This is a genomic window from Solwaraspora sp. WMMD1047, assembly GCF_029626155.1.
Lineage (GTDB): Bacteria > Actinomycetota > Actinomycetes > Mycobacteriales > Micromonosporaceae > WMMD1047.
Window position 1 is genome coordinate 5,418,988 of sequence record NZ_JARUBL010000001.1, and the last position, 26,042, is coordinate 5,445,029.

Annotated in this window: 26 protein-coding genes; 15 read left to right on the forward strand and 11 right to left on the reverse strand. The window is 71.4% G+C overall.

Annotated features, from left to right (window positions below; all coding sequences use genetic code 11):
• Positions 1 to 45: 45 nt before the first annotated feature.
• Positions 46 to 621 (reverse strand): TetR/AcrR family transcriptional regulator, encoded by a 576-nt coding sequence (locus O7627_RS24705; RefSeq protein WP_278095863.1) that lies wholly within the window; start codon positions 619 to 621, stop codon positions 46 to 48.
• Between the two features lie 62 nt (positions 622 to 683).
• Here O7627_RS24705 and O7627_RS24710 point away from each other — a divergent pair, with 62 nt between their 5' ends.
• From O7627_RS24710 to O7627_RS24720, 3 genes are all read left to right on the forward strand, one after another.
• The gene (locus O7627_RS24710; RefSeq protein ID WP_278095864.1) at positions 684 to 1,748 is read left to right on the forward strand and encodes an FAD-dependent monooxygenase; all 1,065 of its coding nucleotides are present in this window, start codon (positions 684 to 686) and stop codon (positions 1,746 to 1,748) included.
• 325 nt (positions 1,749 to 2,073) lie between these two features.
• The gene (locus O7627_RS24715; RefSeq protein WP_278095865.1) at positions 2,074 to 5,034 is read left to right on the forward strand and encodes a glycosyl hydrolase; all 2,961 of its coding nucleotides are present in this window, start codon (positions 2,074 to 2,076) and stop codon (positions 5,032 to 5,034) included.
• 212 nt (positions 5,035 to 5,246) lie between these two features.
• Positions 5,247 to 5,441 (forward strand): hypothetical protein, encoded by a 195-nt coding sequence (locus O7627_RS24720; protein WP_278095866.1) that lies wholly within the window; start codon positions 5,247 to 5,249, stop codon positions 5,439 to 5,441.
• 11 nt (positions 5,442 to 5,452) lie between these two features.
• Here O7627_RS24720 and O7627_RS24725 read toward each other — a convergent pair whose 3' ends face one another.
• Positions 5,453 to 6,133, reverse strand: a complete 681-nt coding sequence (locus O7627_RS24725; RefSeq protein WP_278095867.1) for a hypothetical protein — start codon at positions 6,131 to 6,133, stop codon at positions 5,453 to 5,455.
• A 211-nt stretch (positions 6,134 to 6,344) separates the two neighbouring features.
• Here O7627_RS24725 and O7627_RS24730 point away from each other — a divergent pair, with 211 nt between their 5' ends.
• Positions 6,345 to 7,832, forward strand: coding sequence for a S8 family peptidase (locus O7627_RS24730; protein ID WP_347404673.1), 1,488 nt, complete (start codon positions 6,345 to 6,347; stop codon positions 7,830 to 7,832).
• Positions 7,833 to 7,869: 37 nt separating this feature from the next.
• Here the strand turns inward: O7627_RS24730 and O7627_RS24735 are convergent, their stop codons facing one another.
• Complete coding sequence (locus O7627_RS24735; protein WP_278095868.1) at positions 7,870 to 8,598, reverse strand: aspartate/glutamate racemase family protein; 729 nt, start codon at positions 8,596 to 8,598, stop codon at positions 7,870 to 7,872.
• A 92-nt stretch (positions 8,599 to 8,690) separates the two neighbouring features.
• Here O7627_RS24735 and O7627_RS24740 point away from each other — a divergent pair, with 92 nt between their 5' ends.
• Entirely contained in the window at positions 8,691 to 9,449 is a 759-nt protein-coding gene (locus tag O7627_RS24740; RefSeq protein WP_278095869.1) for a DinB family protein, read from the forward strand.
• Here O7627_RS24740 and O7627_RS24745 read toward each other — a convergent pair.
• The 3 genes from O7627_RS24745 to O7627_RS24755 are packed head-to-tail and all read right to left on the reverse strand — an operon-like array spanning position 9,438 to position 11,423.
• Positions 9,438 to 9,710, reverse strand: coding sequence for a cellulose binding domain-containing protein (locus O7627_RS24745; RefSeq protein WP_278098422.1), 273 nt, complete (start codon positions 9,708 to 9,710; stop codon positions 9,438 to 9,440). The two genes, O7627_RS24740 and O7627_RS24745, sit on opposite strands and share 12 nt — an antisense overlap.
• Positions 9,707 to 10,597: a class I SAM-dependent methyltransferase gene (locus O7627_RS24750; RefSeq protein WP_278095870.1), complete on the reverse strand. Its 891-nt coding sequence runs from the start codon at positions 10,595 to 10,597 to the stop codon at positions 9,707 to 9,709. Before O7627_RS24750 ends, O7627_RS24745 begins: the two co-directional genes overlap by 4 nt.
• Positions 10,566 to 11,423, reverse strand: coding sequence for an LLM class flavin-dependent oxidoreductase (locus O7627_RS24755; protein WP_278095871.1), 858 nt, complete (start codon positions 11,421 to 11,423; stop codon positions 10,566 to 10,568). The genes O7627_RS24750 and O7627_RS24755 overlap by 32 nt, the downstream gene beginning before the upstream one ends.
• 120 nt (positions 11,424 to 11,543) lie before the next feature.
• On the opposite strand from O7627_RS24755, the gene O7627_RS24760 reads away from it, so the two are divergent.
• From O7627_RS24760 to O7627_RS24780, 5 genes are all read left to right on the forward strand, one after another.
• The gene (locus O7627_RS24760) at positions 11,544 to 12,467 is read left to right on the forward strand and encodes a LysR family transcriptional regulator (protein ID WP_278095872.1); all 924 of its coding nucleotides are present in this window, start codon (positions 11,544 to 11,546) and stop codon (positions 12,465 to 12,467) included.
• Positions 12,468 to 12,474: 7 nt separating this feature from the next.
• Entirely contained in the window at positions 12,475 to 12,942 is a 468-nt protein-coding gene (locus O7627_RS24765; protein ID WP_278095873.1) for a hypothetical protein, read from the forward strand.
• A gap of 73 nt (positions 12,943 to 13,015) precedes the next feature.
• Positions 13,016 to 13,855 carry a helix-turn-helix domain-containing protein gene (locus O7627_RS24770; protein WP_278095874.1) on the forward strand — a complete coding sequence of 280 codons (840 nt, stop codon included), beginning with the start codon at positions 13,016 to 13,018 and terminating at the stop codon, positions 13,853 to 13,855.
• Positions 13,856 to 13,921: 66 nt separating this feature from the next.
• Positions 13,922 to 14,503, forward strand: coding sequence for a dihydrofolate reductase family protein (locus O7627_RS24775; RefSeq protein ID WP_278095875.1), 582 nt, complete (start codon positions 13,922 to 13,924; stop codon positions 14,501 to 14,503).
• Between the two features lie 257 nt (positions 14,504 to 14,760).
• Positions 14,761 to 16,002, forward strand: a complete 1,242-nt coding sequence (locus O7627_RS24780) for a PQQ-dependent sugar dehydrogenase (protein WP_278095876.1) — start codon at positions 14,761 to 14,763, stop codon at positions 16,000 to 16,002.
• Between the two features lie 27 nt (positions 16,003 to 16,029).
• Here O7627_RS24780 and O7627_RS24785 read toward each other — a convergent pair whose 3' ends face one another.
• A complete protein-coding gene (locus O7627_RS24785) occupies positions 16,030 to 16,470 on the reverse strand; it encodes a hypothetical protein (protein ID WP_278095877.1) in 441 nt (146 codons plus the stop codon).
• Between the two features lie 116 nt (positions 16,471 to 16,586).
• Positions 16,587 to 17,513: an alpha/beta hydrolase gene (locus O7627_RS24790; RefSeq protein WP_278095878.1), complete on the reverse strand. Its 927-nt coding sequence runs from the start codon at positions 17,511 to 17,513 to the stop codon at positions 16,587 to 16,589.
• A gap of 63 nt (positions 17,514 to 17,576) precedes the next feature.
• On the opposite strand from O7627_RS24790, the gene O7627_RS24795 reads away from it, so the two are divergent.
• Together O7627_RS24795 and O7627_RS24800 are read left to right on the forward strand one after the other, a co-directional pair.
• Positions 17,577 to 18,524 carry a WYL domain-containing protein gene (locus O7627_RS24795; protein WP_278095879.1) on the forward strand — a complete coding sequence of 316 codons (948 nt, stop codon included), beginning with the start codon at positions 17,577 to 17,579 and terminating at the stop codon, positions 18,522 to 18,524.
• 67 nt (positions 18,525 to 18,591) lie between these two features.
• On the forward strand, positions 18,592 to 19,089 hold the full coding sequence (locus O7627_RS24800; RefSeq protein WP_278095880.1) for a nitroreductase/quinone reductase family protein: 498 nt from the start codon (positions 18,592 to 18,594) through the stop codon (positions 19,087 to 19,089).
• Positions 19,090 to 19,170: 81 nt separating this feature from the next.
• On the opposite strand, the gene O7627_RS24805 is transcribed toward O7627_RS24800, so the two are convergent.
• A complete protein-coding gene (locus tag O7627_RS24805; RefSeq protein ID WP_278095881.1) occupies positions 19,171 to 19,737 on the reverse strand; it encodes a TetR/AcrR family transcriptional regulator in 567 nt (188 codons plus the stop codon).
• Between the two features lie 102 nt (positions 19,738 to 19,839).
• Here O7627_RS24805 and O7627_RS24810 point away from each other — a divergent pair, with 102 nt between their 5' ends.
• Positions 19,840 to 20,916, forward strand: a complete 1,077-nt coding sequence (locus O7627_RS24810) for a hypothetical protein (protein ID WP_278095882.1) — start codon at positions 19,840 to 19,842, stop codon at positions 20,914 to 20,916.
• Between the two features lie 129 nt (positions 20,917 to 21,045).
• Here O7627_RS24810 and O7627_RS24815 read toward each other — a convergent pair whose 3' ends face one another.
• On the reverse strand, positions 21,046 to 21,699 hold the full coding sequence (locus O7627_RS24815) for a response regulator transcription factor (RefSeq protein WP_278098423.1): 654 nt from the start codon (positions 21,697 to 21,699) through the stop codon (positions 21,046 to 21,048).
• 17 nt (positions 21,700 to 21,716) lie between these two features.
• Entirely contained in the window at positions 21,717 to 22,943 is a 1,227-nt protein-coding gene (locus O7627_RS24820) for a sensor histidine kinase (RefSeq protein WP_278095883.1), read from the reverse strand.
• A gap of 107 nt (positions 22,944 to 23,050) precedes the next feature.
• On the opposite strand from O7627_RS24820, the gene O7627_RS24825 reads away from it, so the two are divergent.
• Both O7627_RS24825 and O7627_RS24830 read left to right on the forward strand, forming a co-directional pair.
• A complete protein-coding gene (locus O7627_RS24825; RefSeq protein WP_278095884.1) occupies positions 23,051 to 23,788 on the forward strand; it encodes an ABC transporter ATP-binding protein in 738 nt (245 codons plus the stop codon).
• Complete coding sequence (locus O7627_RS24830) at positions 23,785 to 25,716, forward strand: FtsX-like permease family protein (RefSeq protein WP_278095885.1); 1,932 nt, start codon at positions 23,785 to 23,787, stop codon at positions 25,714 to 25,716. The genes O7627_RS24825 and O7627_RS24830 overlap by 4 nt, the downstream gene beginning before the upstream one ends.
• Positions 25,717 to 26,042 lie beyond the last annotated feature (326 nt).

Here is a 26,042-nt window from a genome sequence, read left to right on the forward strand (position 1 = left end):
ATCGCGGAGGATCCGGTGTGCTGTCGTGCACCGGATCCTTTGCGATCACCGGGTGAGCAGGGCACGGAGGATGGTCTCGATGCCGGGTCGGGGGTCGAAGTCCGGGTCCCGGTAGGCCAGTTGGTGCAGCAGGACGCCGTCGAGGTAGTCGAGCATCAGGCGGCAGTGCAGGTCCGGATCGGTCGAGCCGGCGGCGCGCAGCCACGGGGTGGCCCAGCTGCGGATCTCGGCGCTGCCGCGGGCCAGTTCGGCGGCGAGTTCGGGGTTGACCGCCGCCTCCAGGCTGAGCGCGTACCGGGCCATCGTGCGGTCCCGCCCGTCGGCCAGCGCCAGCCGCACGAAGTCCACCAACGCCGGGACCAGCCCGGCCACCGGCCGGCTCCCGCCGGGCGATGCGGATGGTCCGCCGGGCGGGGCGAGCTGGGCCCAGTCGGCGCGGTCCAGAACGGCCAGCCGCTCCACCACCGCGCGCAGCAGTGCGTCCCGGGTCCGGTAGCGGTTGGAGGTGGAGCCGGCGGGTAGGGCCGCCTCAGCGTCGACCGCCCGGTGGGTGAGCTGGCGCAGTCCACGCCGGCCCAGCACCCGGATCGCCGCGTCGGCCAACTCCTCCTGCCTGGACATGTGCTCACCCTAACAACTACATCCGTAGTCACAGCAACTACATCCGTAGTACCGTCGCCTCCATGACGGGAAACGCGGCAGTCATCGGGGGCGGCATCGGCGGACTGGCCGCGGCTGCCATATTGCAGCGGGCCGGGTGGTCGGTCCGGGTCCACGAGCGGGCCGGCACGCTGGGCGGGGCCGGCACCGCGCTCGGCATGTGGCCGGAGGCGCTGCGCGCACTCGACGCGCTCGGCATCGGCGCCGAGGTCCGGCGGATCGGCGCGCCGCAGCGCACCGGCGAGTTCCGGCGGCCGGACGGCCGCCGGATCGCCACCATCGACGTGGCCGCCCTGGTCCGCCGGACCGGCGACACGGTGCACCTGATCTCCCGCCCGGCCCTGCTGCGACTGCTGGCCGGCGCCCTCTCCCCCGGCACGGTGACCTTCGACAGCGAGGTGACGAGCGTGTCGGACCTGGTCGACGACCACGACGTGGTGATCGCCGCGGACGGCATCTTCGGCCGGAGCAGGGGCCAGCTCTTCGGCGCCGCCGGCGCGCCCCGCTACGCCGGGGTGACCGCCTGGCGGGGCACGGTGCCGGGCGCGACCTCAGCGGTGACCGAGACCTGGGGGCCGGGTCGCCGGTTCGGCATCACCCCCCGCGAGGACGGCCGGACCAACTGGTACGCCTCCCTGCGTACCCCGGCCGGCGGGCGCGCCCCGGGCGGCGAGGTGACCCTCCTGCGGGCGCTCTTCGGGGACTGGCACGACGAGGTCCGTCGGGTGCTCGCCGGGATCCGCGAGGAGGAGGTGCTCCGGCACGACCTCTACCACCTCGCCCCGCCGCTGCCGTCCTACGTGGCCGGGTCGGTGGCGCTGATCGGCGACGCCGCGCACGCGATGACCCCGGACCTCGGCCGGGGGGCGTGCGAGGCGCTCGTGGACGCGGTGACGCTGGGGCGCTGTCTGATCGACGAGCCGGCCGTCGCGGTGGCGCTGGCCCGCTACGACCGCGCCCGGCGCCGGCCCACCCAGCGGCTGGCCCGGGTCTCGCACCTCGTCGGCCGACTGGCCCAGGCGCGGCGGTGGACCGGCGCCCGGAACGCGGCGGTCCGACTCGCACTCGCCGCCGGCCCGCCGAACTGATCGCTATACCACCCGGGAACGCCATCCGCATTTCGGGGCGGGCAACCCGAATGCGTCCGATGCAATTCAGGTCGTCTCAGAGAGCGCTCTTTCGCTAGCCCTCCGTAGTGGATCAGCAACCGCGCCAACCTGGCATCGCCGGCCCTGAGAGCGCTCTCACAGAAGTTATCGCCCGGACCGGCGGCTGTCAATACGAATGGGACTCGACAGCCCATGGACGGCAAAGTTCGGGCCGAAACATTGACAGAGCCGGCTGCCCTCTGGTGCCCTGCTCGCAACGACTCGTTAATGCGTACGAAATCCTTGCCCTTCCCCCGGAGGCACCATGAGATCCCCTGTCCCCGGCTCGACCGCCCGGCGCGGCCTGGCGGCCGCGGCCGCCGTCGCGCTGGCCGCCGGCGCCCTCACCGTCATGGTGGCGCGCGGCGCGGACGCCGACACCATCGGCGCCGGCAGCTACACCACCACCCGCCCGGCCGGCGGCGCCGCCCCCACCGCCTGCGGCAACATCGCCAGCAACCCGCGCCAGTACGTCACCGGCAACGCCCCGACCGGCGCGGTGCCCACCAACGACTGGTGGTCGTCGCTGCTCTTCAAGCGCTGGGACTGCTCCTACTCGGAGCCGCTGCACGCCCACCCGATGTCGTTCGACACCGCCGCCGGCGGGCTCGGCGTCTCGTACACCACCGAGGCGGCCATCTCCGGCACCTCGACCGGGGTCGGCGAGTACCACTTCCCGTACACCACCGAGTTCACCCTCGGGGTGACCGGCCTGAACTCCCCCGACGTCAAGGTGGACGGCTGGACCGACTGGACGGTCAGCCCGTACTGGTCCGACGGCGCCCGCACCCTGCGCGCCACCATCGGCCACGGACTGCCCTTCGTGTACGCGCAGGTGACCGGCGGCAACGCCCGGCTCGCCTTCGGTGGCCCGCCGACGGTCTGGACCAACAGCGGCAACCGGATCGGCTTCACCGTCCGCGGCCACGACTACGTCGCGTACGCCCCGAGCGGCGCCACCTGGACGGTCGGCGGCAGCGAGATCACCTCGAACCTGGCCGGTCGCGGCTACCTGTCGGTGGCCCTGCTGCCGACCACGCCGGGCACTTCGGCGGCGACCCGCACCGCGCTCGCCGACAGCTACGGCCGGTACGCCCACGCGCACGTCACCGGCACCCGCGTCTCCTGGGCCTACAACCAGTCGTCGAGCACCGTCACCGCGACCTACGGCTTCACCACCACCGCCCGGGAGGGCACCGAACGCAACACCGTCGCCTCCCTCTACCCGCACCAGTGGAAGAACCTGGCCGGCGGCACCCCGATCGGGCAGACCTACGTCTCGCCGCGCGGTCCGATGAAGACGCTCGTCGGCACCTCGTCGTTCAGCACCGGCATCCGCTACCACGGGGTGCTGCCGGAGGTCCCGGCCGTGGCCACCTCGGCCGGCGGCGACCTGGCCACCCTCGGCGGCTACCTGGACCAGGTGGCCGGCGGTGACCCGTTCGCCGGCTTCAACAACGACACCTACTGGACCGGCAAGGCGCTGGGCCGGGCCGCCCGGCTCGCCGAGATCGCCGACCAGCTCGGCCGCACCGCCCAGCGCGACGCGCTGCTGTCGGCGATCCGGACCCGGCTGACCGACTGGTTCACCGCCACCCCCGGCAAGACCCAGCGGGTCTTCCACTACGACCGGGCCTGGGGCACGCTCGTCGGCTACCCGGCCTCGTACGGCTCGGACACCGACCTCAACGACCACCACTTCCACTACGGCTACTACATCGCCGCCGCCGCCACGCTCGCCAAGTTCGACCCGACCTGGGCCTCGACCAGCCGGTACGGCGGGATGGTGAACCTGCTGATCCGGGACGCCAACGGCTGGGACCGGGGCGACACCATGTTCCCGTTCCTGCGCGACTTCGACATCTACGCGGGCCACGACTGGGCAGCCGGGCACGCGGCGTTCGGTGCCGGCAACAACCAGGAGTCCTCGTCGGAGGGGATGAACTTCGCCAACGCCCTGATCCAGTGGGGACTGGCCACCGGCAACACCGCGATCCGGGACGCCGGCCTGCACATCTACACCACCCAGGCGGCGGCCATCCAGGAGTACTGGTTCGACTCGTCGAACGAGAACTTCCCGGCCGGGTTCGGGCACACCTCGGTCGGCATGGTCTGGGGTGACGGCGGGGCGTACGCGACCTGGTTCAGCGCCGATCCGGAGATGATCCAGGGCATCAACATGCTGCCGATCACCGGCGGCTCGCTCTACCTGGGCTACCGGCCGGGCTACATCCCGACCAACTGGAACTCGCTCGTGACCAACAACGGCGGCCCGCCGACGGTGTGGCAGGACATCCTCTGGTCGTTCCAGGCGCTGAACAACGGCGACACCGCGCTGGCGAACTTCCGGGCCAACCCCAACTATCCGATCGAGGAGGGTGAGACCCGGGCGCACACCTTCCACTGGATCCGCAACCTGGCCGCGCTCGGCCAGGTCGACACCACGGTGACCGCGAACCACCCGCTGTACTCGGTCTTCACCAAGAACGGCAACCGCACCTACGTGGCGTCGAACATCTCGGCGAACCCGATCACGGTCACCTTCTCCGACGGCCGGACCCTGACGGTGCCGGCCGGGAAGACGGCCACCACCGGCGCGTTCACCTGGAGCGGCGGCAACGCCAACGGCGGCCTGCCCAACCCGACCACCCCGCCGACGACGAACCCGACCACCCCGCCGCCGACCACCGCACCGCCGACCACTCCCCCACCGACGACCGCCCCGCCGGTCGGGTCGAACCGGTTGTTCGTCCGCTCCGGCGGCGTCCTGTCGGCCACCGCCGGCGGCGGCGCGACCACGGTGACCCTGCCGGCCGCCAACGGCAACTTCGACGGCACCCCCCGCAACCAGGCCACCTTCACGGTCTGCGGGCTGACCGGGTCGGTGAGCGGGGCGAGTGCCTTCGCGCTGCACGTCGACGCCGGCGGCGCCGTCGGGGCCGGGGTCCAGGCCCGCATCTCGTACGACGCCAGCGGCTCGGGCACCTTCGGCCGGGTCGAGACGTACCGGTACTTCGCCACCGACCCGGTGCCCGGCACCGAGACCTACACCCAGTCGGCGGGGCTGGCCGCGTCGACCGGGAACCTGGCGGCGATGAACCGGGGCTGCGTGAAGCTGGAGCTGTGGAACGCGATCGGCAACGCCCCGACCACGGTCCGGGTCGACGCCACCGCCGCCCAGGGCACCCAGTCCACGGTGACCGTGCCGTTCGCGATCACCGGCTGATCCCGAACCCGAGGCGTCCGGTGCGCACCCGCGTACCGGACGCCTCGGGCCACGGCACACGCACCCGACCGCTCCAGTGACCGCCCAGGTCCCGTCCACTCGCATCGGGCGTGGCCGCCCTAGCCGCTCGGGGAGATGGGCACTGCTCCGCTGATGCGCAGGAGATCGAGCTTGTCGGCGTCCGGGGAGCCCTGGGCGCCGTGTAGACCACGATGCGCAGGTCCGAGCCATGGGCGGTCAACACGTCGCAGTCCAGGGCCCGGGTGGCGACCGGCCCGGCCGCCGGGCCGAGCGGGTGTCACGTCAACCTCGAACGGGCCGAGCCCTCCGCCGACGACTCCTACCGTCCGGGGCGGGAGTGCGAGCTGTTCACAGCCGCGCAGGCCCTCACCGCGACCGGCGGGTAGCCGACCCCCGGCTACGGAAGGAGGCGGCGGCCCTCCCAGGTCCCGTGTTCGGACAGCGGGCGGAACCGCATGAAGGCGGACTCGTGGTGGAAGTCCCGACGGTGCTGTTCGGCCATGGCGACGGCGTGGGTGTGGGCCTGCGGGACGGCGCTGCGGCCGTGCACCATGTCGGTCATCGCACGCACGCTGTGCCAGATGCTGAAGGTCGAGAAGGTGTGCGGCGGGCGGATCGCGGCGGTGGCGTACGTGGTGCCGGGGTGACCCGCGACCAGTCGTTCGACCGGCCGCCCCCAGGTCAGGAACCGGGGCAGCTCGGGCAGTTTGAGCCGGGCCAGGGTGACGGCCACGATCGGCTCCTCCGGATCCCAGCGGCCCGCCACCGTCGGTAGCCCAGCGAGGGCGGCGATCTCGCCGTACCGCCGCAGGTAGCGCAACCGCACGTGCCAGCCGCCGGCGAGCCGCCGCCCCAGACCGTCGTCGGCGAGGAACCGCTCCAACGCCGATTCGTCCGCCCACTCGGCGAACATCGCCAGGCGCCGCAGCTGCATCCGCTCCAGCGACACCGCCGGGGCGCCGAGCCGCATCAACGCGAGGCATTCGGCGTGCCGTAGCCCGGCCGCCCGCGGGCCGCGCAGCAGTGCCCGAACGGTCACCGACGGCGGCACCAGCGCCAGATGGAACGAATGAATCATCGGCCCATCATCACCCGGCCGTTTCCGGATCACGAATGCTCGGCTGCCGCCTTGCGAAGTGCGGTACCGGCTGCCGGGGGTCGTCGGCTCTACTGTCTGCGTCCCCGGTCGACCCGCTCGCGTCCCCGGTCGGCACCGGCCGGCGGACGACCCACCTCCGGGTGCGCGGTCGTCAGGCGGGACATCCCGGCGATCAAAGGAGGGGAAGCTGATGCGCTCACCGACAGGATCCGTCCGCGGTCCGGCCCGAGCCATGCGGGCGACGGCCGCCGCACTGCTGGCGACGGCGCTCTACCTGGGTGGTGGCGGTCCGGCGGCCGCCGTCGAGCCGACCGGACCGGTACTGCACGCCGGCGGCGCGACCGCGATCGCGGACAGCTACCTCGTCGTTCTCCGGGACTCCGCGGTCGCGCGTACGTCGGTGGCGGCCACGGCCGGCCAACTCGCCGCCGCCGGGGCCGGCCGGGTCGGGCACGTCTACCGGTCGGCGCTGCGCGGTTTCGAGGTGTCGCTGGACGCGGACGCGGCCGAACGGCTGGCGGCCCACCCGGCGGTGGCGTACGTCCAACAGAACCACCGGGTACGGCTGCTGGACACCCAGCTGAACCCGCCGTCGTGGGGGCTGGACCGGATCGACCAGGAGAACCGGCCGCTCAACAGCGCCTACACCTATCCGCGCACCGCCGCCGGCGTACCGGTCTATGTGATCGACACGGGCATCAGGTTCACCCACGGCGACTTCGGCGGCCGGGCCGTCACCGGGTTCGACGCGGTCGACGGCGGCGCGGCCGACGACTGCAACGGCCACGGCACGCACGTCGCCGGCACGGTCGGCGGGGCGGCCCACGGCGTCGCCAAGGCGGCCACCCTGATCGGGGTGCGGGTGCTCGACTGCGCCGGCAACGGTACGACCGCCGGAGTCGTCGCCGGGATCGACTGGGTCACCGCCCACCATCCGGCGGGAGCGCCCGCGGTGGCGAACATGAGCCTCGGTGGGGGCGGCAACACCGCGATCGACGATGCCGTCCGCCGCTCGATCGCCGACGGTGTCACCTACAGCCTGGCGGCCGGCAACGAGAGCACCGATGCCTGTGTCCGTTCCCCGGCCCGGGTGGCCGAGGGCATCACGGTCGGCGCCACGGACATCAACGACGCCCGCGCCGGCTTCTCGAACTACGGCACCTGCCTCGACATCTTCGCCCCTGGCGTGGGCATCACCTCCGCCTGGCACACCTCCGACTCGGCGACCAACAGCATCAACGGCACCTCGATGGCCGCCCCGCACGTGGCGGGCGCCGCCGCGCTGGCCCTCGCGGCGAACCCGACGCTCACCCCGGCGCAGGTGCAGGAGGAGCTGATCGGCAGCGCCAGCACCGGCAAGGTGGGCAACCCCGGCTCCGGGTCGCCGAACCGGCTGCTCTACCTCGACAACGGTGCGCTGCGGATCACCCAGTTCGGTTGCGAGGGTCTGCGGGCCCGGTTCCTCTGCAACGTCCGCCGGCACGGCGGGATCGCCCCGGTCACCACCCAATGGATCGTGAACGGCAGCGTGGTCAGCTCGCTGAACAACCGGAGCAACGTCTCCATCGGTTGCGTGCCGGGCAACGCGGTGACCATCGCCGTCCGAGTCGGTGACGCGACCGGGGCCGTGGTGACGGCCGGCGGGTACGCGAGAAACTGCCCCAGCGGCAACCCGTGAGCCCGCGGGTCGAGGCACGTTGACGAGCTGGCGCGGGTCACCGGTGAGGCCGGTGACCCGCGCCGGCGTGCCCAGGGTCCGCCAGTGCGGCGTCGACGGCCGCTTCGACATGCAGCCGGGTGGTCGGGAAGACCGGAACCGGACTGTCGGCGGCCGAGATCAGCAGCTCGATCTCGGTGCAACCGAGGATGATGCCCTGTGCGCCGGCCCGGACGAGGCGGGCGATTGTCGTCCGGTAGGTCTGTCTTGATGCCTCGCGGACCTCACCCAGGCAGAGCTCGTCGTAGATGATGCGATGCACCTCGGCGCGGTCCTCCGCTGCCGGGACGAGCACGCGCAGGCCGTGGTGGCTGAGCCGGTCGCGGTAGAAGTCCTGTTCCATGGTGAAGGCGGTGCCGAGCAGTCCCACCGTGCGCAGTCCGGCGGCGGTGACCGCGTCGGCGGTGGCGTCGGCCAGGTGCAGCAGCGGAATGGTGACGGCGGCCTGGACCTGGTCGGCAACCTTGTGCATGGTGTTGGTGCACAACAACAGCAGGTCGGCGCCCGCAGCCTGCACCGCGGCGGCGGCCTGGCCGAGCAGCCGACCCGCCTCCTCCCACTGCCCGCCGCTCTGGAGGTGTTCGATCTCGGCGAAGTCGACGGAGTACAGCACGCACCGCGCCGAGTGCAGGCCACCGAGGCGGTCGCGGACAAGCTCGTTGGCCAGCCGGTAGTAGTGGACGCTGGACTCCCAGCTCATCCCGCCGAGCATCCCGATCGTGAGCATGGCTCCTATCCTGCTGCCCTGGGCGAGGAGGCAGAACTCGATTGTCGGACCCGGGTTCTAGCATCGCCTGATCAGTGGAGGGATGGGGTGCGATGGCCAGCGACAGTGGCACAACCTTCGTCGACAGGGACCTGCGGGGTGCGCGGTTCAGCAGGTCGACGCTTGCCGGCGCGGTGATGCGCGGCGTCGACGTGAACGGCTTGGACGTCGACGCACCGTGGCTGGCCGACGGGACACTCCTGGTCAACGGCGTCGACGTCGTGCCACTGGTCGAGGCCGAGCTCGACCGGCGGTTCCCCGGGCGTGAGCTGAGGCAGGCCACCGAGCCGGACAGTCTGCGCGCGGGATGGGCGGCGCTCGAACGGGCCTGGGCCGCCGCCGTCGACCGGGCCCGGTCCATGCCCGATGGCGCCGTCGACGTCTCGGTCGACGGCGAGTGGTCGTTCGCGCAGACGCTTCGCCACCTCGCGTTCGCCGCCGACGCGTGGCTCGGCAAGGCGATCCTCCGCCTGCCGCAGCCCTTCCACCCGCTGGGCCAGCCGCACGTCGAGTACGAGACGGACGGCTTCGACACCTCGATCTTCGCCACCGGGACGCCGACCTTCGCCGAGACCCTCCAGGTGCGTGCCGAGCGGCAGGCCATGGTCCGGGACTTCCTCGCCACCGTCACCCCGGATCTGCTCGCCGAGCCGCGACCGACGGCGTGGTGGCCGGATCACCACGAATCCGTGCTGCACTGCCTCCAGGTGATCTTCGACGAGGAGTGGCAACATCTCCGCTATGCCCTGCGTGACCTCGACGCGCAGGGCGACTCGGGCACGGACACGACCGATGAGGGCTCAACCGAGTGAGCAGGGCGTCCCGTTGAGGGTGAACCAGGACGGGGCGCCGGTGTCACCGGTGTGGGTGGCCACAAAGCCGATGGCCATAGTGGCGCCTGGACCGATAGTGACGTGGTCATCGTAGCCACGGGCCGTGACATCACCGCTGATCGGGGAGTACACCGCGTTCCAGCCGGTGGTGATGCGTTGTCCGGCGGGCAGCGGGAACTTCAGCTCCCAGGAGGCGATCGTGGTCGCGCCGGTGTTGGTGATGGTGATGCTGCTCGTCAGGTAGGTGTCCCAGGTGTAGGACCGAGTAACGGACGTTGCAGGCGCCCCCGGTCGGCGGCGGGCTGGTCGGTGGGGAGACCCCCGCTGAGCGCTGGCCGCGCCGCGGTAACCAGCCAGGCACGGGAGTCGAACCACACGCCGTCGCCGACGTCATGCTCGTCAAGCATGGCCAGCAGTCGGTCGAGCGCACGAGCCGTCGCGGCGTCGTCCAGTTCGGCGACCAGATCCTGGACCATCCGGAGTTCGAACAGGGCGTCGCGGGCACTGGCCGCGTCCGGACCGTAGTAGACCGGTTCGCGTACGTCGGTGATCTCGACCGCGGTGAAGCCGGCGGCGGTCAGGACGCCGGTCATCACGGTCGGATCCGCCAGCGAGAAGGCGCTCCGGCTGGACCCGGTTGGCATGGTCCGGCCACCGGCCAGGGCAGGTCGGATCGCGCGGGACCACTCCTGGCGGTCGTACGCCTGCCACACGAGCTGGACCAGCCGCGCTCCCGGCCGCAGTGCCCGCCCGATGTTTGTGAACGCCGCGACCGGGTCGTTGAAGAACATCGTGCCGAACCGGCTGAGCCCCAGGGTGAAACTCGCCGGCGCGAAGGGGTGCGTCTGGGCGTCCGCCCGCTCGAAGTCGACGTTGCGGACTCCTTCGCTATCGCTCAGTTGGCGGGCGCGGTCGAGCATCGGGCCAGACAGGTCCACGCCGAGGGCGCTGCCCGAGGTCGCGAATCTGGCGGCGTCCCGCGTGGTCTGCCCGGCACCGCAGCCGATGTCGAGCACCCGATCTGCGGGCTGAACGCTCGCGGCGGCCAGCAGCCGCCGGTGGTAGCGGCTCAGCTCAGCGTCGTAGTCGAACAACTCAATCACCGCCCGGACCGGGTAGTCCTCCACCGGCAGGGTCGGCCGGGCCGTCGCGGAGCACGCCGCGCACCGTGTCGAGCGCCACGCCGGGCTCGAACTCCGGCAGCCACCAGGTGGCGCCGGCAGCGGCGTACGGCCGGGGGTCGGCGTCGAATGGCAGGCCGATGGCGATGTCGTATGGTCCGGTCGCACCTGTTCGGAGGTCGGTGATGGTGGCGGCGATCTCGGCGAGTTGGTCCGGGTGTTCGAGATTGGCCGGGAAGAAGCCGTTGAGCCGGGCGGCCCGGCGGATCGGCCTGATGTTGCCGGGGAATCCGGCGGCCCACACCGGCACACCGGGCCGACCGACCGGCCGGGGCAGGAACCTGATGTCGTCGACGAGGTAGTGCTCGCCGTGGTGGTGCACCGGCTCGCCGGACCAGGCGGCGGCCAGAATGGCCAGGGACTCGTCGAGCATCCCGCCCCGCCGCCGATCGTCGAGCTGTTCGCCGGTCCTGGACAGCTCGGCGCCGTACTGGTCGCTGCCGATGCCGGCTCCGAGGATGAGTCGGCCGCCGCTGAGCCGGTCCAGGGTCGCGGTCTCCCGGGCGACCTTTGTCGGCCGGCGACGGGGAAGCGGCGACACCATCGGACCCAGCCGCAGCCGTTCGGTCGCGGTGGCCACCGCCGCCAGGGTGATCCACGGGTCGGCGAGCGGTCGGACCGGCGCCCGCCAGCTCAGCTGGTCCCACACGAAGCAGCCGTCCCACCCGGCCTCCTCCGCGTCGGCGGCCAGCCGCGCCACCACCCTCGGGTCGGCGAGGTCGTCGAAGAGCGGCAGCCAGAGTGCCGACCGTAGTCGGTTCCGCGCGGTCATGTCGGCCTCCTGAGGATGCTTGCTTGTCCTGTCACGCTAAGCCGCTGATTTGATCGCGAAAAGCGATAGTTTATGATTGGATCAATCGCTTCTGCCAATCGCCTTGCTACGTTGGGACTCGTGATCGACGTCGAGTTGCGCCACCTCGCCGCGCTGGCCGCAGTTGCCGACGAGGGCTCCTTCAACCGGGCGGCCGTCCGGCTCGGCTACACCCAGTCGACGGTGAGCCAGCAGATCGCCGCCCTGGAAAGAGCCGTCGGCGGTCCGGTGTTCGATCGACCTGGTGGCCCCAAACCGGTACAGATCACCCCGCTCGGCGTCGTGGTCCTGACGCATGGCCGCGAGCTGCTGGCGAAGACGCAGCGGTTGGTCCACGCGATCGACCGATTCAAGGCGGGTGACGGCCGGATCGACATCGGCACATTCCAGAGCGTGTCCAACGTGATCCTGCCGGTGGTCGTACGCCGGCTGCGGGAGGAACATCCCGCCTGCGATATCAGGTTGTCCGAGGAGGAGCCAGATCAACCGCAGATCGGTGATCTCGACCTGCTCTTCTACGACGGCCGGATCGAGGGTGATGTCGAGAACGTCAAGCTGCTCGACGACCCGTACCTTCTGGTCGCCCGCGACGGCGCCTTCCCCGACGGTCCGGTCCGGCTGGATCAACTCGACGGCGCACCGATCGTGGCCTGGCCGTTGACCTGCGATCAACCCTGGATGGAGCAGGCATTCGTGCGCAGCGGCAGCCGTCCGCGAGTCGTGTTCCGTAGCGCGATCAACGACACCCTCCTGTCCATGGTGCGGGCCGGCCTGGGATCGGCGGTGCTGCCGTGGCTCGCGATCCGCGGCACCAACGCGCAATCCGACCACCAGCTCCGGGTGCACGAGCTGCGACCGTCCCTACCGGCTCGGGAGATCTATCTGCACTGGCGGTCCGGCCGTACCCGGTCTCCCCTCGCCGCGCGGGCGATCCAGCACGCCGTCGAGGCCGCGGCGGAGATCGCCAAGCACACGGATCGACTCCGCTCTGCGTCCCGGCCATGATGCCTCCATGACGGTCGAGATCTGGACGGCGGTGACGTCATTGGGCGGCGTCGCGATCGGCGGTGGTCTGTCCTATCTGGTGCAGCGGACCACACAACGGACGGCCGTGCAGATCGAGCAACGCAAGCAGGAGCTTGCGCTGGCGGAGAGTAGGCGAGCCGAGCGGCTGGCGATGGTGGAGCGGTTCGTCGACGTCGCGGCCGAGGCCGAACGGTGCGCGTTCACCCGGCCGGCGCAGTGGCAGGACGGCGATGCCTGGCCGACCCGGGCCCAGGACGTGATGAACCGCTTCTGGGTCGCGGAGCGGATGATCCGGCTGCTGTTCCCCACCCCGGTGCACGACGCGGCCCGCGCCTACTTCCTGTTACTCAACGGCGCGGTGTGGGAGGGAGAGCCGAACGGTCCGGCGGTCCGGGATCTGCTCGAGGAACCTCGGCTGAGGTTCCTCGACGCGGCTCGTGAGGCCCTGGACTGACAACGGCACTCACCGGACCGTTCGACCTGACCCCCGGCAGCATGGCCTCCGCGATGTCGGCGATGCTGTGGGCGTGGAGTACGTGTCCCGGGTGCCGCGACCGCCGCTGGACGGGCTGGTCGACGACCTCTACTACCTGGCGGGTGTGTCGCCGTACGCCCGGCTGACACTGCCGCCGGCGCCTTCGGCGTTGCTGGTCGTCAACCTCGGGCCGCCGTTCCGTATCCGCGGCGGCGCCGACGTCGCAACGGCCGAGTACGCCGATGGCTGCGTGGCCACCATGCCCACCCGTGCGTGGGAGTTCGGCTACCCGCTGCGGACCCGATCCGTCGGTGTGCACTTCAAGCCGTGGGGGCTGGCGCCGTTCCTGCCGATGCCGGCGGCCGAGCTGTGCGACCGGCCGGTGACGGTGGAGCAGGTATGGGGCCGGCCCGCGGTGGCCGAGCTGCGGGACCGGCTGTCCGCGGCGGGGGGACCGCAGGAGATGCTGACGGTGCTGGAGCAGGAGCTGATGCGGCGGCTGTGCGAGACCGCCGGCCTGGGGTTGGTTCGCCACACGAGCGGGGTGATCGCGGCGGCCGGCGGGGCGGTGACGATCGGCGACCTGAGCGTGGCGGCCGGGGTCAGCAGCACTCACCTGGCACAGCGGTTCAAGGAGCTCGTCGGGATCACGCCGAAGCGGCTGGCCCGCACCCACCGCTTCGCCGCCACCGTGTTCGCGATCAACCCCGCCGGGCCGGTCGACTGGGGCGACCTCGCCGGTGGCGCGGGCTACTTCGACCAGGCCCACCTCGGCCACGAGTTCCAGGCGTTCACCGGGCTCACGCCGACCCGGTACGTCGAAGTTCGGCGGCGGTTCCTGCGCGAACATCCCGGCCACGCGCTGGACAGCTGGCCGCTGCCGGCGGTTTGATTTCTTACAAGAACCGCAGCTCACGACCCGCTAGTTTGAGGGCACCCCAATGCAGAGGAGCGCCCCGTGGGCAAGGTGGTCATGTACAGCTCGGTGTCGGTGGACGGCTTCGTCGCGGACGAGAACGACCAGCCCGGACCGCTGTTCGACTGGTTGTCCGGCGGTGACGTCCCGTTGGACGCCAGCGGCGCGGTGAAGGTGTCGCAGACGTCCTACGACTACACCCGGCCGTACTGGGACCAGATCGGGGTGACGATCGCCGGCCGCCACGTCTTCGACCTGACCGACGGCTGGGACGGCAAGCCGCCGGGCGGGATCGACCACGTCGTCGTCGTGACCCACCGGGGCCGGCCCGAGGGCTGGCACCCCGAGGCGCCGTTCCACTTCGTCGACGGCGTCGAGGCGGCCGTGGCCAAGGCGCAGGAGCTTGCGGGTGACCGCCTGGTCGAGGTCGCCGCCGGCGACGTCGGTGGCCAGGTGCTTGCCGCCGGTCTGGTCGACGAGGTGCGCATGGACGTCGTACCCGTCGTGTTCGGGGCCGGCAAGCGCTACTTCGGGTCGGTCGACGCGCAACACCTGTTGGAAGATCCGGACGTGGTGATTCAGGGCAACCGGGTGCTTCACCTGCGCTACCAGGTGCGCCGTTGACCACGTCGGCCGGAACGTGCACTGCCTGAGCCAGCGCCGGTCAGGTCAGCCTTGCCGCAGCGCGTCCTGGACGCCGGGGCTGACCGGAGAGCGGACCGCCGGAGAACGCCAGGTCCAGCCAACCGGCGGGCAGCCCGCCGAACTGTCCGACCGGAGCACCGCGGAAGCTGGCGCGAAAGGTTGGATATAGACAGGGATCGATGTACGTTGTGGGTACGCCCAGATTGCGTCCTCCACGCCGCTTGAGGAGCTGAATCATGTCGCGACGGGGTTTTCGCCCGGTCACCATGCTAGCCGGCCTGCTCGTTCTGGTCCTGTCTGCGTTCCTGGTGCTCCCGGGTTCGGTGTCCGATACCGCCGAGGCCGGCGCCTCCCACCCCCGTCCGGTGCCGCTCACCGAGCTGACCGTGGTATCCGAACAGGTGGCTTTCGGTCTGCAGCGACCGATCGCGCTCACCGGGCTGCCGGACGGCCGGATGCTGATCGCGGAGAAGAACGGCACGGTCCGCTCCTACCACCCCGACACCGGCCTGGCGGCGGAGCCGGTGCTCGACCTGACCGCCCGGATCGACACGTCGGGCAACGAGCGCGGCCTCCTCGGCATCACGCCCGCGCCGAACTTCGCGCGGACCGGGATCCTCTACGTGGCCTACACGAGCCTGCCGGCCGGCGCGCTGACCCTGGCGCGGGTACCCATCGACGCTCCCGAGCGGCTACAGGTGCTGCTCACCCAGGAGCACGCCGAGTACAACAACCACAACGGCGGACAGGTGGCGTTCGGCCGCGACGGCTACCTCTACTGGTCCCTCGGCGACGGCGGCCACGCGAACGACCCGTTCAAGTCCGGTCAGGACCTCGGCACCCTGCTCGGCAAGATCGTGCGGATCGACGTCAACCGCACCTGCGGGGCGAAGCCCTACTGCGTACCTTCCGACAACCCGTTCGTCCGCAAGCGCGGCGCACGGCCGGAGATCTGGGTCTACGGGCTGCGCAACCCGTGGCGGTTCTCCATCGACATCGACAACTCGCTGTGGATCGGGGACGTCGGCCAGGGCCTGATCGAGGAGATCAACCACATCCGTCCGTGGCAGCGTGGCGCGAACCTCGGCTGGTCCTGCCGGGAGGGCACCCCGGTGTTCGACCCGGAGCAGTGCCAGCCGGGCGTGCGGTACACCGACCCGGTCTTCGAGTACCCGCATTACATGACCGACGGCTGCTCCGTGACCGGCGGCGTGGTGTACCGAGGGTCCGCCACCCCGGAGGCACGGGGCACCTACATCGCGAGCGACTACTGCTCGACCGCCGCATTCGCCGTGCGTCCCAAGCCCGGGGGCGGCTACGAGTCCGCCACGATCGGCAGATTCCCCACCCAGCCGACCGCGATCGACGCCGACGTGCACGGCGAACTGTACGTGCTCAGCGACCTCCCGGGATTCCTGAGCCGGGTACGGTTCGAGCGCGTCCAGCCAACCCCCAGCGGCAGCGCGGCGAACCGCTGAACCCGCGACCCCGGTTGATCCGAGGTGTCAAGCCGGCGGTGAACCGCCGAGCCGGCAAAAGACCTCGCCGCAGACGTCAACGCAGTGCGCCAGCACCACGTCGGCGGTGAGCACTGCGATCGTGGTGAACAGGAAGACCTCGCGGTCGACCCGTTCGACCGACTCGGTCCACGGCGCGGCCGTCAACACCTGCTCGAAGACGTCCGTGCCGGGATAGGAGAGGTCGAAGACGACGAGCATGCCGTCGTCGAGGCCGAGGGTCCACTCCCGGCCGTCCTTGGTGGCGACCGACAGATAGTCCGGCAGCTCCTCCAGCGCTGAGTCTCGCGGCAGGCGCGCGGCGGCCTCGGCGACCGCGGGCAGCCCCGCCAGCGCGTGGCCGGGAAAGCTGTCCCAGCCGTCGCCGCCGCGCTGCGGCTCGACACCGTCGACCGCGTAGGCAGGGCGCGAGCGCCGCAACCACCTCATGACTCCCACTATCGGGTAAGGGGGTCCGGTGGCGCCACCGGCCCCGTGCGGAGGAGAACGCCCGAGCTCGAACGTCCTCCCCTCGCCGGCATCCTGACCCGGCTCGCCGCGTTGGGCTACCGGTCCAGCCACTCCAGGATCGTCTGGTTTGTCTCCGCCGGCCTTTCCTGCTGGATCCAGTGACCGCAGTCCAGACTGACCACGTCCACATTCGGCACGAATTCCGGCAGGTTTTCGGACTTCGCGACCGTGTCGCGGTCGCCGTAGATCATGAGGGTGGGCTGTCGGATGATCGGGTCCACGTCCGCCAGCAGGTGCCAGTTGCGGTCCAGGTTCCGGTACCAGTTCAGACCACCCGTGAAGCCTGTTGATTCGAAGGCGGAGACGAAGACGGCCAGTTCGCCGTCGCTCATGATGGGCTCACCGGGTGGAGTCTCCATCCTGGCGAGGTTGATCAACGCGTTACCCGGCTGCGGCTCCCCGATCGGCACGTTCTTCCGGTACAGGTTGCGAAGGAACTGGTATGGGTTCGCCGCGAAAACGGCGTCCGCGACGCCCGGTTGCCGGTTGAAGTGGACGAAGTAGAAGTCGCTGCCGAGCACATCGGCCATGAACTCGATCCAGGGCCGGTCGCCGCGCTCGAGGTACGGCAGGCTCAGGTTGATCACCTTGTTGACCCGGGCCGGGTGCAACAGGGTCAGCCCCCAGACGACGGCCGCACCCCAGTCGTGCCCGACGAAGGTGGCATCGTCGTACCCATAGTGATCGAGCAGTGCGACGAGGTCGCCCGACAGGTGCGTGATGTCGTAGTCGGTGACGTCGGTCGGGCGGGACGAGGCGCCGTACCCCCGCTGGTTCGGGACGATGACGTGGTAGCCCGCCGCCGCGAGGACGGGCAGCTGGTGGCGCCAGGAGAAGGCGTGCTCCGGCCAGCCGTGGCAGAGCACGATGGGGTTCCCGGCGTTCTGCCGGCCGGCTTCGAAGACTTCGAGTTCCACACCGTTCACCGGAATGCGGGTGGGCTCGGGAAATTCGATTGTCATGCCGACATCTTGCCGACCGATACCGGTCACCTCCTGACCGGTTTTCGTGGAAGTATCGCCGGAGTGCGAGCCGACCGCTTGATAGCCATCCTCTTCCTGCTGCAGCAGCGCGAGCAGGTGACGGCGGCCGAGGTCGCCCGGGAGTTGGAGATCTCCGAGCGCACCGCCCGCCGCGACCTCGACGCCCTCGGCATGGCCGGGGTCCCGGTGTACGCCATCCAGGGCCGCGGTGGCGGCTGGCGCCTCGTGGGCGGCGCCCGCACCGACCTCTCCGGGTTGACCGCGAGCGAGGCTCGCGCCCTCTTCCTGGTCGCCGGTCCGGCCTCGGCGGCGACGCCGGCCGTGAAGGCGGCGCTGCGCAAGCTCGTCCACGCCATGCCGGAGCCCTTCCGGGTGCAGGCCGAGGCGGCGGCGGCATCGCTCGTCCTGGACTCGCAGCGCTGGGGGTCGAGCCGGGTCGAGCCCCGACCGACCCGCTACCTCGACGAACTCCAGGACGCGGTGATCCGCGGTGTACAGGTCCGGCTCGGCTACGTCGACCGCGAGGGCACCGAAACCGAGCGAACCGTCCACCCGCTGGGCATCGTCGCGAAAGGCCCATCGTGGTATCTCGTCGCCGACACCGAGGCAGGTCGGCGGACCTTCCGGATCGACCGCGTCTGGTCCGCCGACCCGACCGGCGACCCCGTGCACCGGCCCGGGGACTTCGACCTTGCCGAGAGCTGGCGCGCGATCGCCGACGAGGTCGAACGCAGACGAACCCCCGTCGAAGCCCGGGCGGTGTGCACACCCCAGGGGTTGGGCGTGCTCCGGATCGGGTTCGGCGTTCGGCTCGAGGTGGGAGGTGCCACGACCGACGGCCGCATCGAGGTCGTGATCCGCGGCAACGACGAATACAAACTCGCCGGCGAGCTGGCCGGCCTGACCGAATGGATCGAGGTGACCGGCCCTCCCGCCGTACGCGACCACCTGGCCTCGATCGGCAACGCGCTCGTCGAGCGGTACGGCTGAGAACCGCACGGTCGTCGTACGACCCCGGCTGCCGTTCGGGCGTGACAGCGGCCAATACGATGAGGAAGTGACCGAGGACCTGCGCCCTGCCAAAAGACCCTGGTTGCCGCCCCGTTGGTTCATCCGGCTGTTCTGGTCGGCCCATCGGGGCGTGTTCCGGCGTTCCGGCGGCCGGCTCGGACTGTCGCGCCCGCGCGGCAACCGGTACGGACTGTTGCGCCTGACCACCGTCGGGCGTCGCACCGGCCAGCAGCGCGGTGTGATTCTCGGGTACTTCGAGGACGGCGAGAATCTGGTCTCGCTGGCCATGAACGGGTGGGGAGAGCCTGAGCCGGCCTGGTGGCTCAATCTGCAGGCGCATCCGGACGCGACCGTTGACCTGGTCGACGGGCCGCGGCTGGTGCGTGGTCGTGCTGCGACAGGCGACGAACGGTCACGGCTGTGGGAACGCTGGCGTGAGATCGACAAGAACCTGGACGGGTACGCGGCACGGCGGTCATCGGAAACCGCGGTGGTGGTCCTGGTGCCCCGGCCCGGCACGCCCGAGGCGTCGCGGGGCAGCTGATCGACCGGACTTGCTGGCTGGGCTGATCATCACGAATTTCACAGACCTGGGTCAGGACGGTGGGAATCACCCGAGTCCGCACTACGCGTCAAGGGTTGCCCGCAGCGTGGCGAGGGCGGCCTCGATGATGTCGTAGAGCTTGCGGTCGTCGTCGGTCTCGAGCCATGCGGTGACCGACACGTACATCAGGGTCGTCGATGTCTCGGCGAGCAGGGCGGCCCGGGTCGGATCGAGGCCGCGGGCGCGGAAACCGTCGCGCATGGCGGCGGCCAGCGCGTCTCGCTTCTGCAGCTCACGCTCGCGCAGGCCGGCGTCGGCCGCGACGATGGCGCGCCACTGCCGGATGATGTCCTTACGGCCTTCGAAGCGGGCTTCGGCGACGGCACGCAGACCCTCCAGGATGATGGCCAGCGGGCTGGCGTCGGCGGGCGCCTCGGCGACGAGCTGCTCGGCGTACGCGGGCAGTTCGGCCTCGTCGGCGAAGAGCACCTCGCGCTTGTCGGCGAAATGCCGGAAGAAGGTGCGCGTCGTCAGGCCGGCCCGTGCGGTGATCGCCGGCACCGTGGTCGCGGCGAAACCCTGCTCGGCGAAGAGCTCGAGGGCCGCCCGCTGCAGCCGCTCTCGCGCGTCGGGTTGCCATCGTGCCATCCCGGAATTGTACCCATGATGACATTGCGTGTCGTCGTCTCTATAGTCATGACACGGCGTGTCGTCACTGGGACGCTCGCCGCATCGGAGCGGAGCTGTGCCATGACAGACGTGTGGATCCTCGGCGGGACCGGCCGCAGCGCCCGGGCGATCACCGCCGAACTACAGCACCGGGGCATCCGGCCGGTGCTGGTCGGTCGGGACGCCGGACGACTCGCGGCCACGGCGAACGGCCTACCGACGGTCGTGACCGAATCCGTCGACGAGACCGCGTACGCGATACGGCGGGAACGACCAGCCATGGTCGTGAACACGATCGGGCCGTTCACCGAATCCGCCACCCCGCTGCTGGACGCGTGCCTGCCGGCCAGCGACTATCTCGACCTGGCCAACGACCTCGCCGCGGTGTCGGCGACCCTCGGCCGCAGCGACGCGTTCGCGGCCGCCGGGCGCACCGCTGTCACCGGTGCCGGGTTCGGCGTGACCGCCACGGAGAGCGTCGTGGTCAAGCTCTGCGACGGACGGCCGATCCCGAGACGGGTCCGGGTCGACATGGTGCCGTCGCTGACCGTCGAGGCCGGCGCCGTCGGCGACGCGCTCGCGGGCACCCTCGTGGCGGGCCTGCCAGGGCTCGAGGGCGGCGGGAGGTTCCAAGGTCGACGGTACCGCGATGGCCGGCTCGTGCCCGACAAGCTCGCCAGCGACCCGATCCGGCTCGTCCTGCCGGACGGTTCGACCGTCACCACGGCGGGCATGCCGCTCGGCGAGCTGATGGCCGCCCAGCGGGCCAGCGGTGCCGCGGACGTGGTCTCCGCGTCCAGCGAGGCCCCGGCATCGCCGGTCGTACGCGCGATCCTGCCGGCGGCGACCGCGCTGCTGACCATCGGGCCAGTCCGCGCCTTCGCCCGCCGGCGCCTGGCCACGGTCCGTGTCAAGGCGGCGCCGAAACCGCGCGAGCACTCGTGGGGCCACGCCGTCATCGAGTGGGCGGACGGCAGCAAGCGCGAGGGCTGGCTGCGCGTCGGCGAGGCCCAGGCCTGGACGGGCGCGGTGCCGGCCGAGGTGGTCCGCCGGCTGCTCGACGGGCAGGGCAAGCCGGGCGCGTACACCCCGGCCGCGCTGTTCGGCCCCACCCTGGCCGAAGCCTGCGGCGGCGAGTACCAGATCCTCGACACATGACCGCACTCCCAAGTCCCCGACCGCGCCAAACCGGCGCGGCCCGGATGTCCACCGGAATCAGCTCGCCGCCGGGAATGCCTGGATGACTGGCGCTCGCGCACGAGTCTCAGCATGAAGTGGGCGGGGGTCTCAGGCGCTCGGTGAGCCGCGCAGGTAGGTGAGAACGGCGGAGACCCGGCGATCCGAATGCGGATCGATCGGAAGCTTGGCGAAGATGTTGCCGATGTGTTTGCGTACCGCCGCCTCGCTCACGAACAGTTTGCCGGCGATCGCGCGGTTGGTGTGGCCTTCGGCCATGAGCGCGAGAACCTCGCGTTCGCGTTCGGTGAGGCCCGCGAGCGGGCCGTCGGCCCGCCGGAGGCCGACGAGCTGGCGGACCACCTCGGCGTCGACGACCGTGCCGCCCGCGGCGACCCGGTCGATGCTGTCGAGGAAGTCGCGTACGTGGCCGACCCGGTCTTTGAGCAGGTAGCCGATGCCCCCGCCGGGAGTCGAGTCGAACAGCTCGCCGACGTAGGCGTCGGCGACGTAGGCCGACAGCAACATGATCGCGATGCCGGGTTGAGCGGCCCGGATCGTCGCCGCCGCGCGCAGACCCTCGTCGCTGTGGGTGGGCGGCATGCGGATGTCGGTGATGACGAGGTCGGGGTGGCAGTTTCCGGCGTATGTGAGCAGGGTGTGGGCGTCGGCGACGGCCGCGACGACCTCGTGGCCGGCGCGTTCGAGGATCCGCACCAGCCCTTCTCGGAGCAGGGCCGCGTCCTCGGCTACCACGATCCGCAGCGCGTTCGGTGGCGGTGTCAGTGGATCGGGCACGTCATCCTGACCTGGGTCGGGCCGCCGGTGGGGCTGATGATGTCGAGTTCGCCTTCAAGGGCATCGAGCCGGGCGTGCAGTCCGGCGAGACCGGTGCCGGCCTGTGGGTCGGCGCCGCCGACGCCATCGTCGACGACCGAGACGATCAGCGTGTGTCCCTCGATCCACGCGTGCACCTGTGCCGATCGGGCGCGGGCATGGCGTGCGACGTTCGTGAGGTTCTCGCTGACGAAGAAGTAGGCCGCCGCCTCGACCACGGGTGGGAGCCGCCCGTTGACGGCGAGTTGGAGGTGGACCGGGACTGGTGACCGGCCGGCGATCTCGTGCACGGCCGCGGCGAGGCCGTGGTCGGTCAGTACCCGGGGATGGATGCCCCGGATCGTGGTGCGCAGGTCGGCGAGGGCCTGCTCGGCCTGCTGGTGGGCCTCGCGGACGAGGTCGAGCCCGGGGCCGGCGGGCAGGTCCAGCTCGGCGCTGCCCAGCGTCATGGTCAGGGCGACGAGGCGCTGCTGGACGCCGTCGTGGAGATCGCGCTCGATTCGGCGGCGTTCGGTTTCGAACGCGTCGACCAGCCCGGTCCGGGACCTGCGCAGCTGCTGGACCCGTTCGGCCAGCCGGGCCTGGGGCGGGTCCAGCAGGTGCCGGACCAGTGCCGCCTGGCCGCAGGCCAGCGCCGTGACGGCGTACATCAGCAGGACCAGGATGACGAGGCCGGCGGGCACCGCGGTCCATGCCTCACCGGCGGTGTCGATCCGCCACCCGGCGATGTCGATGGTGCCGGAACGGACCAGCACCGGGGCGATGACCAGCAGCACCGGAGCCGTCAGCAGCACCAGCAGCACGGCGTCCGCGCTCCAGAACAGCGTCGCGAGCAGGACCGTGACGCCCGCCTCCGGCCAGGACGCGCGGCCACGTCCCGGGTCGCGTAGCGCAGTGGGCTGGGGCACCGGCCGCCCGGGGAAGACCAGCCGGATCCGACGCCACTCGCCCGCGGCGGCCAGCCGAACGAGCACCGGCATCCCGGCCAGCACGAGAAGTCCCGCGACCAGGACGACCGTGGCCGCACCCACCGCGAACACCACAACCAGGACAGTCAGCCAGGCCAGACCGATCGGCACGGTGGTGGCCAGGTACGCCAGTGAGCGCCACGGCCACACCGAGGCCAGGAACCGGGCGGGGTGTCCGCGTACGGCGGTCCAGGCGTCGCTCATGTGTCAGACCCTACGGATCACATCGGCCGCGCGGGGTAGCGCACACGCTACCCCGAAATCGCGTCTGAGCCCGTGTGCCGGGCCGCGCCCCCGGGTGCACTGGGGGCATGACCCAGGCAACCCCGGCGGCCGTCACGCTCGACGGTCTCAGCCGTACCTACCGCTCCCGCGCCGGCTCGGTGCACGCGCTGCGTGGGGTGACCCACGTGTTCCAGCGCGGCACGTTCACCGCCATCATGGGGCCGTCCGGCTCCGGCAAGTCCACCCTGCTCCAGCTTGCCGCCGGTCTCGACCGGCCGACCGGGGGCCGGGTAACCGTCGGCGGGACCCGGCTCGACAAGCTGAACGAGACCGAGCTGACCCGCTTCCGGCGTACGGCGATGGCGTTCGTCTTCCAGTCCTACAACCTCCTCGACGCGCTCACCGCGTTCGACAACGTCGCGCTTCCCGCCCGCCTGGCCGGACGGCGATCCGACCCCGGCACGGTACGGGCCGCGCTGGCCCACGTCGGCCTCAGCGAGCACGCTCGGCGCCGGCCGTCGGAACTGTCCGGCGGCCAGCAGCAGCGGGTGGCGATCGCCCGCGCGCTGCACGGCCGGCCCGACGTGCTGTTCGCCGACGAACCCACCGGCGCGCTGGATCGCGGCACCGGACGCGACGTGCTCGGGCTCCTGCGGTCGCTGGCCGACGGCGGCCAGAGCGTCGTCATGGTGACCCACGATCCGCTGGCCGCCTCGTACGCGGACGGGGTGTTGTTCCTCGCCGACGGGCAGATCGTCGGTCACCTCGCGCGCGCCGACGCCGGCCAGATCGCCGAGATGATGAACGATCTGGAGCGAGGATGATGCGCGGCCCGACGATGCTGGCCCTGGCCCGGCAGACCGTGCACCACTCCTGGCGCGGCTACCTGGGGGCCTTCGTCGCTCTGCTGTTCGGGGTCGTCCTGATCGCCGTCACCGCGACGCTCATCGGGAGCATCGACGCCACCGGCGGCCGGCCGGGCGTCACCGCCGATCAGCATGCCCAACTCGACGGTCTGGCCGCGATGTTCGCGATGATGTCGGTGATCTCGGCGTTCATGGCCCTCTTCGTGGTCGGCAGCACGTTCGGCTTCGTCGTGGCCGGACGCCAACGTGAGCTCGGCCTGCTGCGCCTGGTCGGCGCCACGCCACGACAGGTACGCCGGCTCCTGCTGGGCGAGTCGGTCGTCGTCGCGGCCGCGGCCACCACGGTGGGCTGCCTGCTCGGCACGTCGTTGGCTCCGGCTGTTCTCTGGCTGGTGCGGGCGATCGGGATCACCACGCTCGACCTGCGTGCCCCGAGTCCCTGGATCGCCTGGGTGGTCGCCGCTCCCACCGCCGCGGTGGTCGCCCTCGTCGGGGTCTGGCGGTCTTCGCGCCGGGCCGCCCGGATCCCCCCCGGTGCCGCGCTGCGGGAGGCCGCGATCGGGCCGGCCCGGCCCAGCATCGTCCAGGTCGTCGTCGCGACGCTGTGCTTCGGCGGCCTGGTGGCCGCCGTCGTGGCCTCCGCCGACGAGCCGCCGCTGTTGACGATGCTCGCCTCCATCCTGCTACCCGAGGTGGTCGTGATCGGCCTGATGAGCATCGGGTCCGTCGTCATCCCGCGGCTCGCCGCCCTGCTCGCCCGCCCGTTCATCGGCCGGGACGTGACCGCCCGGATGGCCCGCGACGAGGTACGCGCCGCCCCCCGCACCACCGCCGCGGTCGCCGCCCCGGTCCTGGCCATATCCGCTATCGCAGGGTCGCTGCTGCTGACCCTCAGCCTGACCACCGACTGGGCGACCGCGCAGAACCGGGCCCGACTGCGCGCGCCGCTGGTCGTCGAGGCGGGCAGTCCGGCCGCAGCCGCGTCGATTCCGTCCGACCGGGCCGTCGCGGTAGCCGACGTACGCCGACAGGCCGCGCTCCGGCACGACGAGGACGGCAGCCCTGGCGGACTCGACCAGGTCGAGATCATCGACCTCGCCACCGCGTCCGTCGCCCGGGGTCTGACCGCCACGCGCGGCACCCTCGACGACTTCCACGGACGCGTGGTCGCGGTCACCGCCACGTGGGTCACCGACGCCGGCGTCGACCTGGGCGGCACCCTCCCGGTCTGGATCGACGGCCAGCCGGTCCCGTTGCGGGTGGTCGCCGTCCTCCCCGACGCACCCGACCTCTATGCCGAACTCGTCATCCCGGCCGGCCTGTTCCCACCCGCCAGCGTCCAGGACACCGGGACAGTCTTCGTCGTCCCGCACACCGACCCGGCCACCACGCGGGAGTCCCTCCGGCGCACGCTCGCCGGCACCGACAGCCGGATCCTCGACTCCGGCGACTGGATCGACGCCGCCGCGGCGCAGACCCGCCAGGCGAACAACTTCGGCCTCACCATCCTGCTCGGCCCGGCCGGGCTGTACGCCGCCATCGCGATGGTCAACTCCACCCTCATCGGCGCCGCCCAACGGCGCCGGCAACGCGACCTGATCCAACTTCTCGGTGCGAGCCCCGACCAGGTCCGGCGAGCGGCCATCTGGCAGGCCGCCCTCGTCTGCGGCACCGGCCTGCTCCTGGGCGGCGGCACCACCGCGCTACTGGGCTGGCTCGTACGCCGCGCCATCACGGCCGACCTGGCCGGCATCGCCGTGCCGATCACCATCCCGTGGCTCCCGCTGCTCGGCATCGGCGTCACCTGCCTGCTGCTCACGGCCGCGGCGGCAACGGCCGGCATCCGTACGCGAAAGGCACCAAACCTTGCCGACGACCCCGCCTGACCGAAAGAGCCGCCCACCATGATCGATAGCCGACCCGGTCAGCGCCCGACCGTCGCCGGAAGCGGGCCGGCGCGGGGAGTGGCTGCGAATCTCGCGGACGAGGACGCCGACGTCTACAACATCGCGGACGCTGCGGTGCGCGACAACGGCGTTGCCTACGCGTTGAACCTCACCGCTCTCGCCGCCACGGGCGATCGCCGCTCTGGCCGCGGAAACCGGCCGCACACGGTTCCTGTGCCCGTGCAGCCTCCTTGGCGCGATCTTCCGAAGTGGCCGCGTTGCGAGGAGTGCGGGAAGATGTCGCACCGACGGCCGTGAACGCGCTG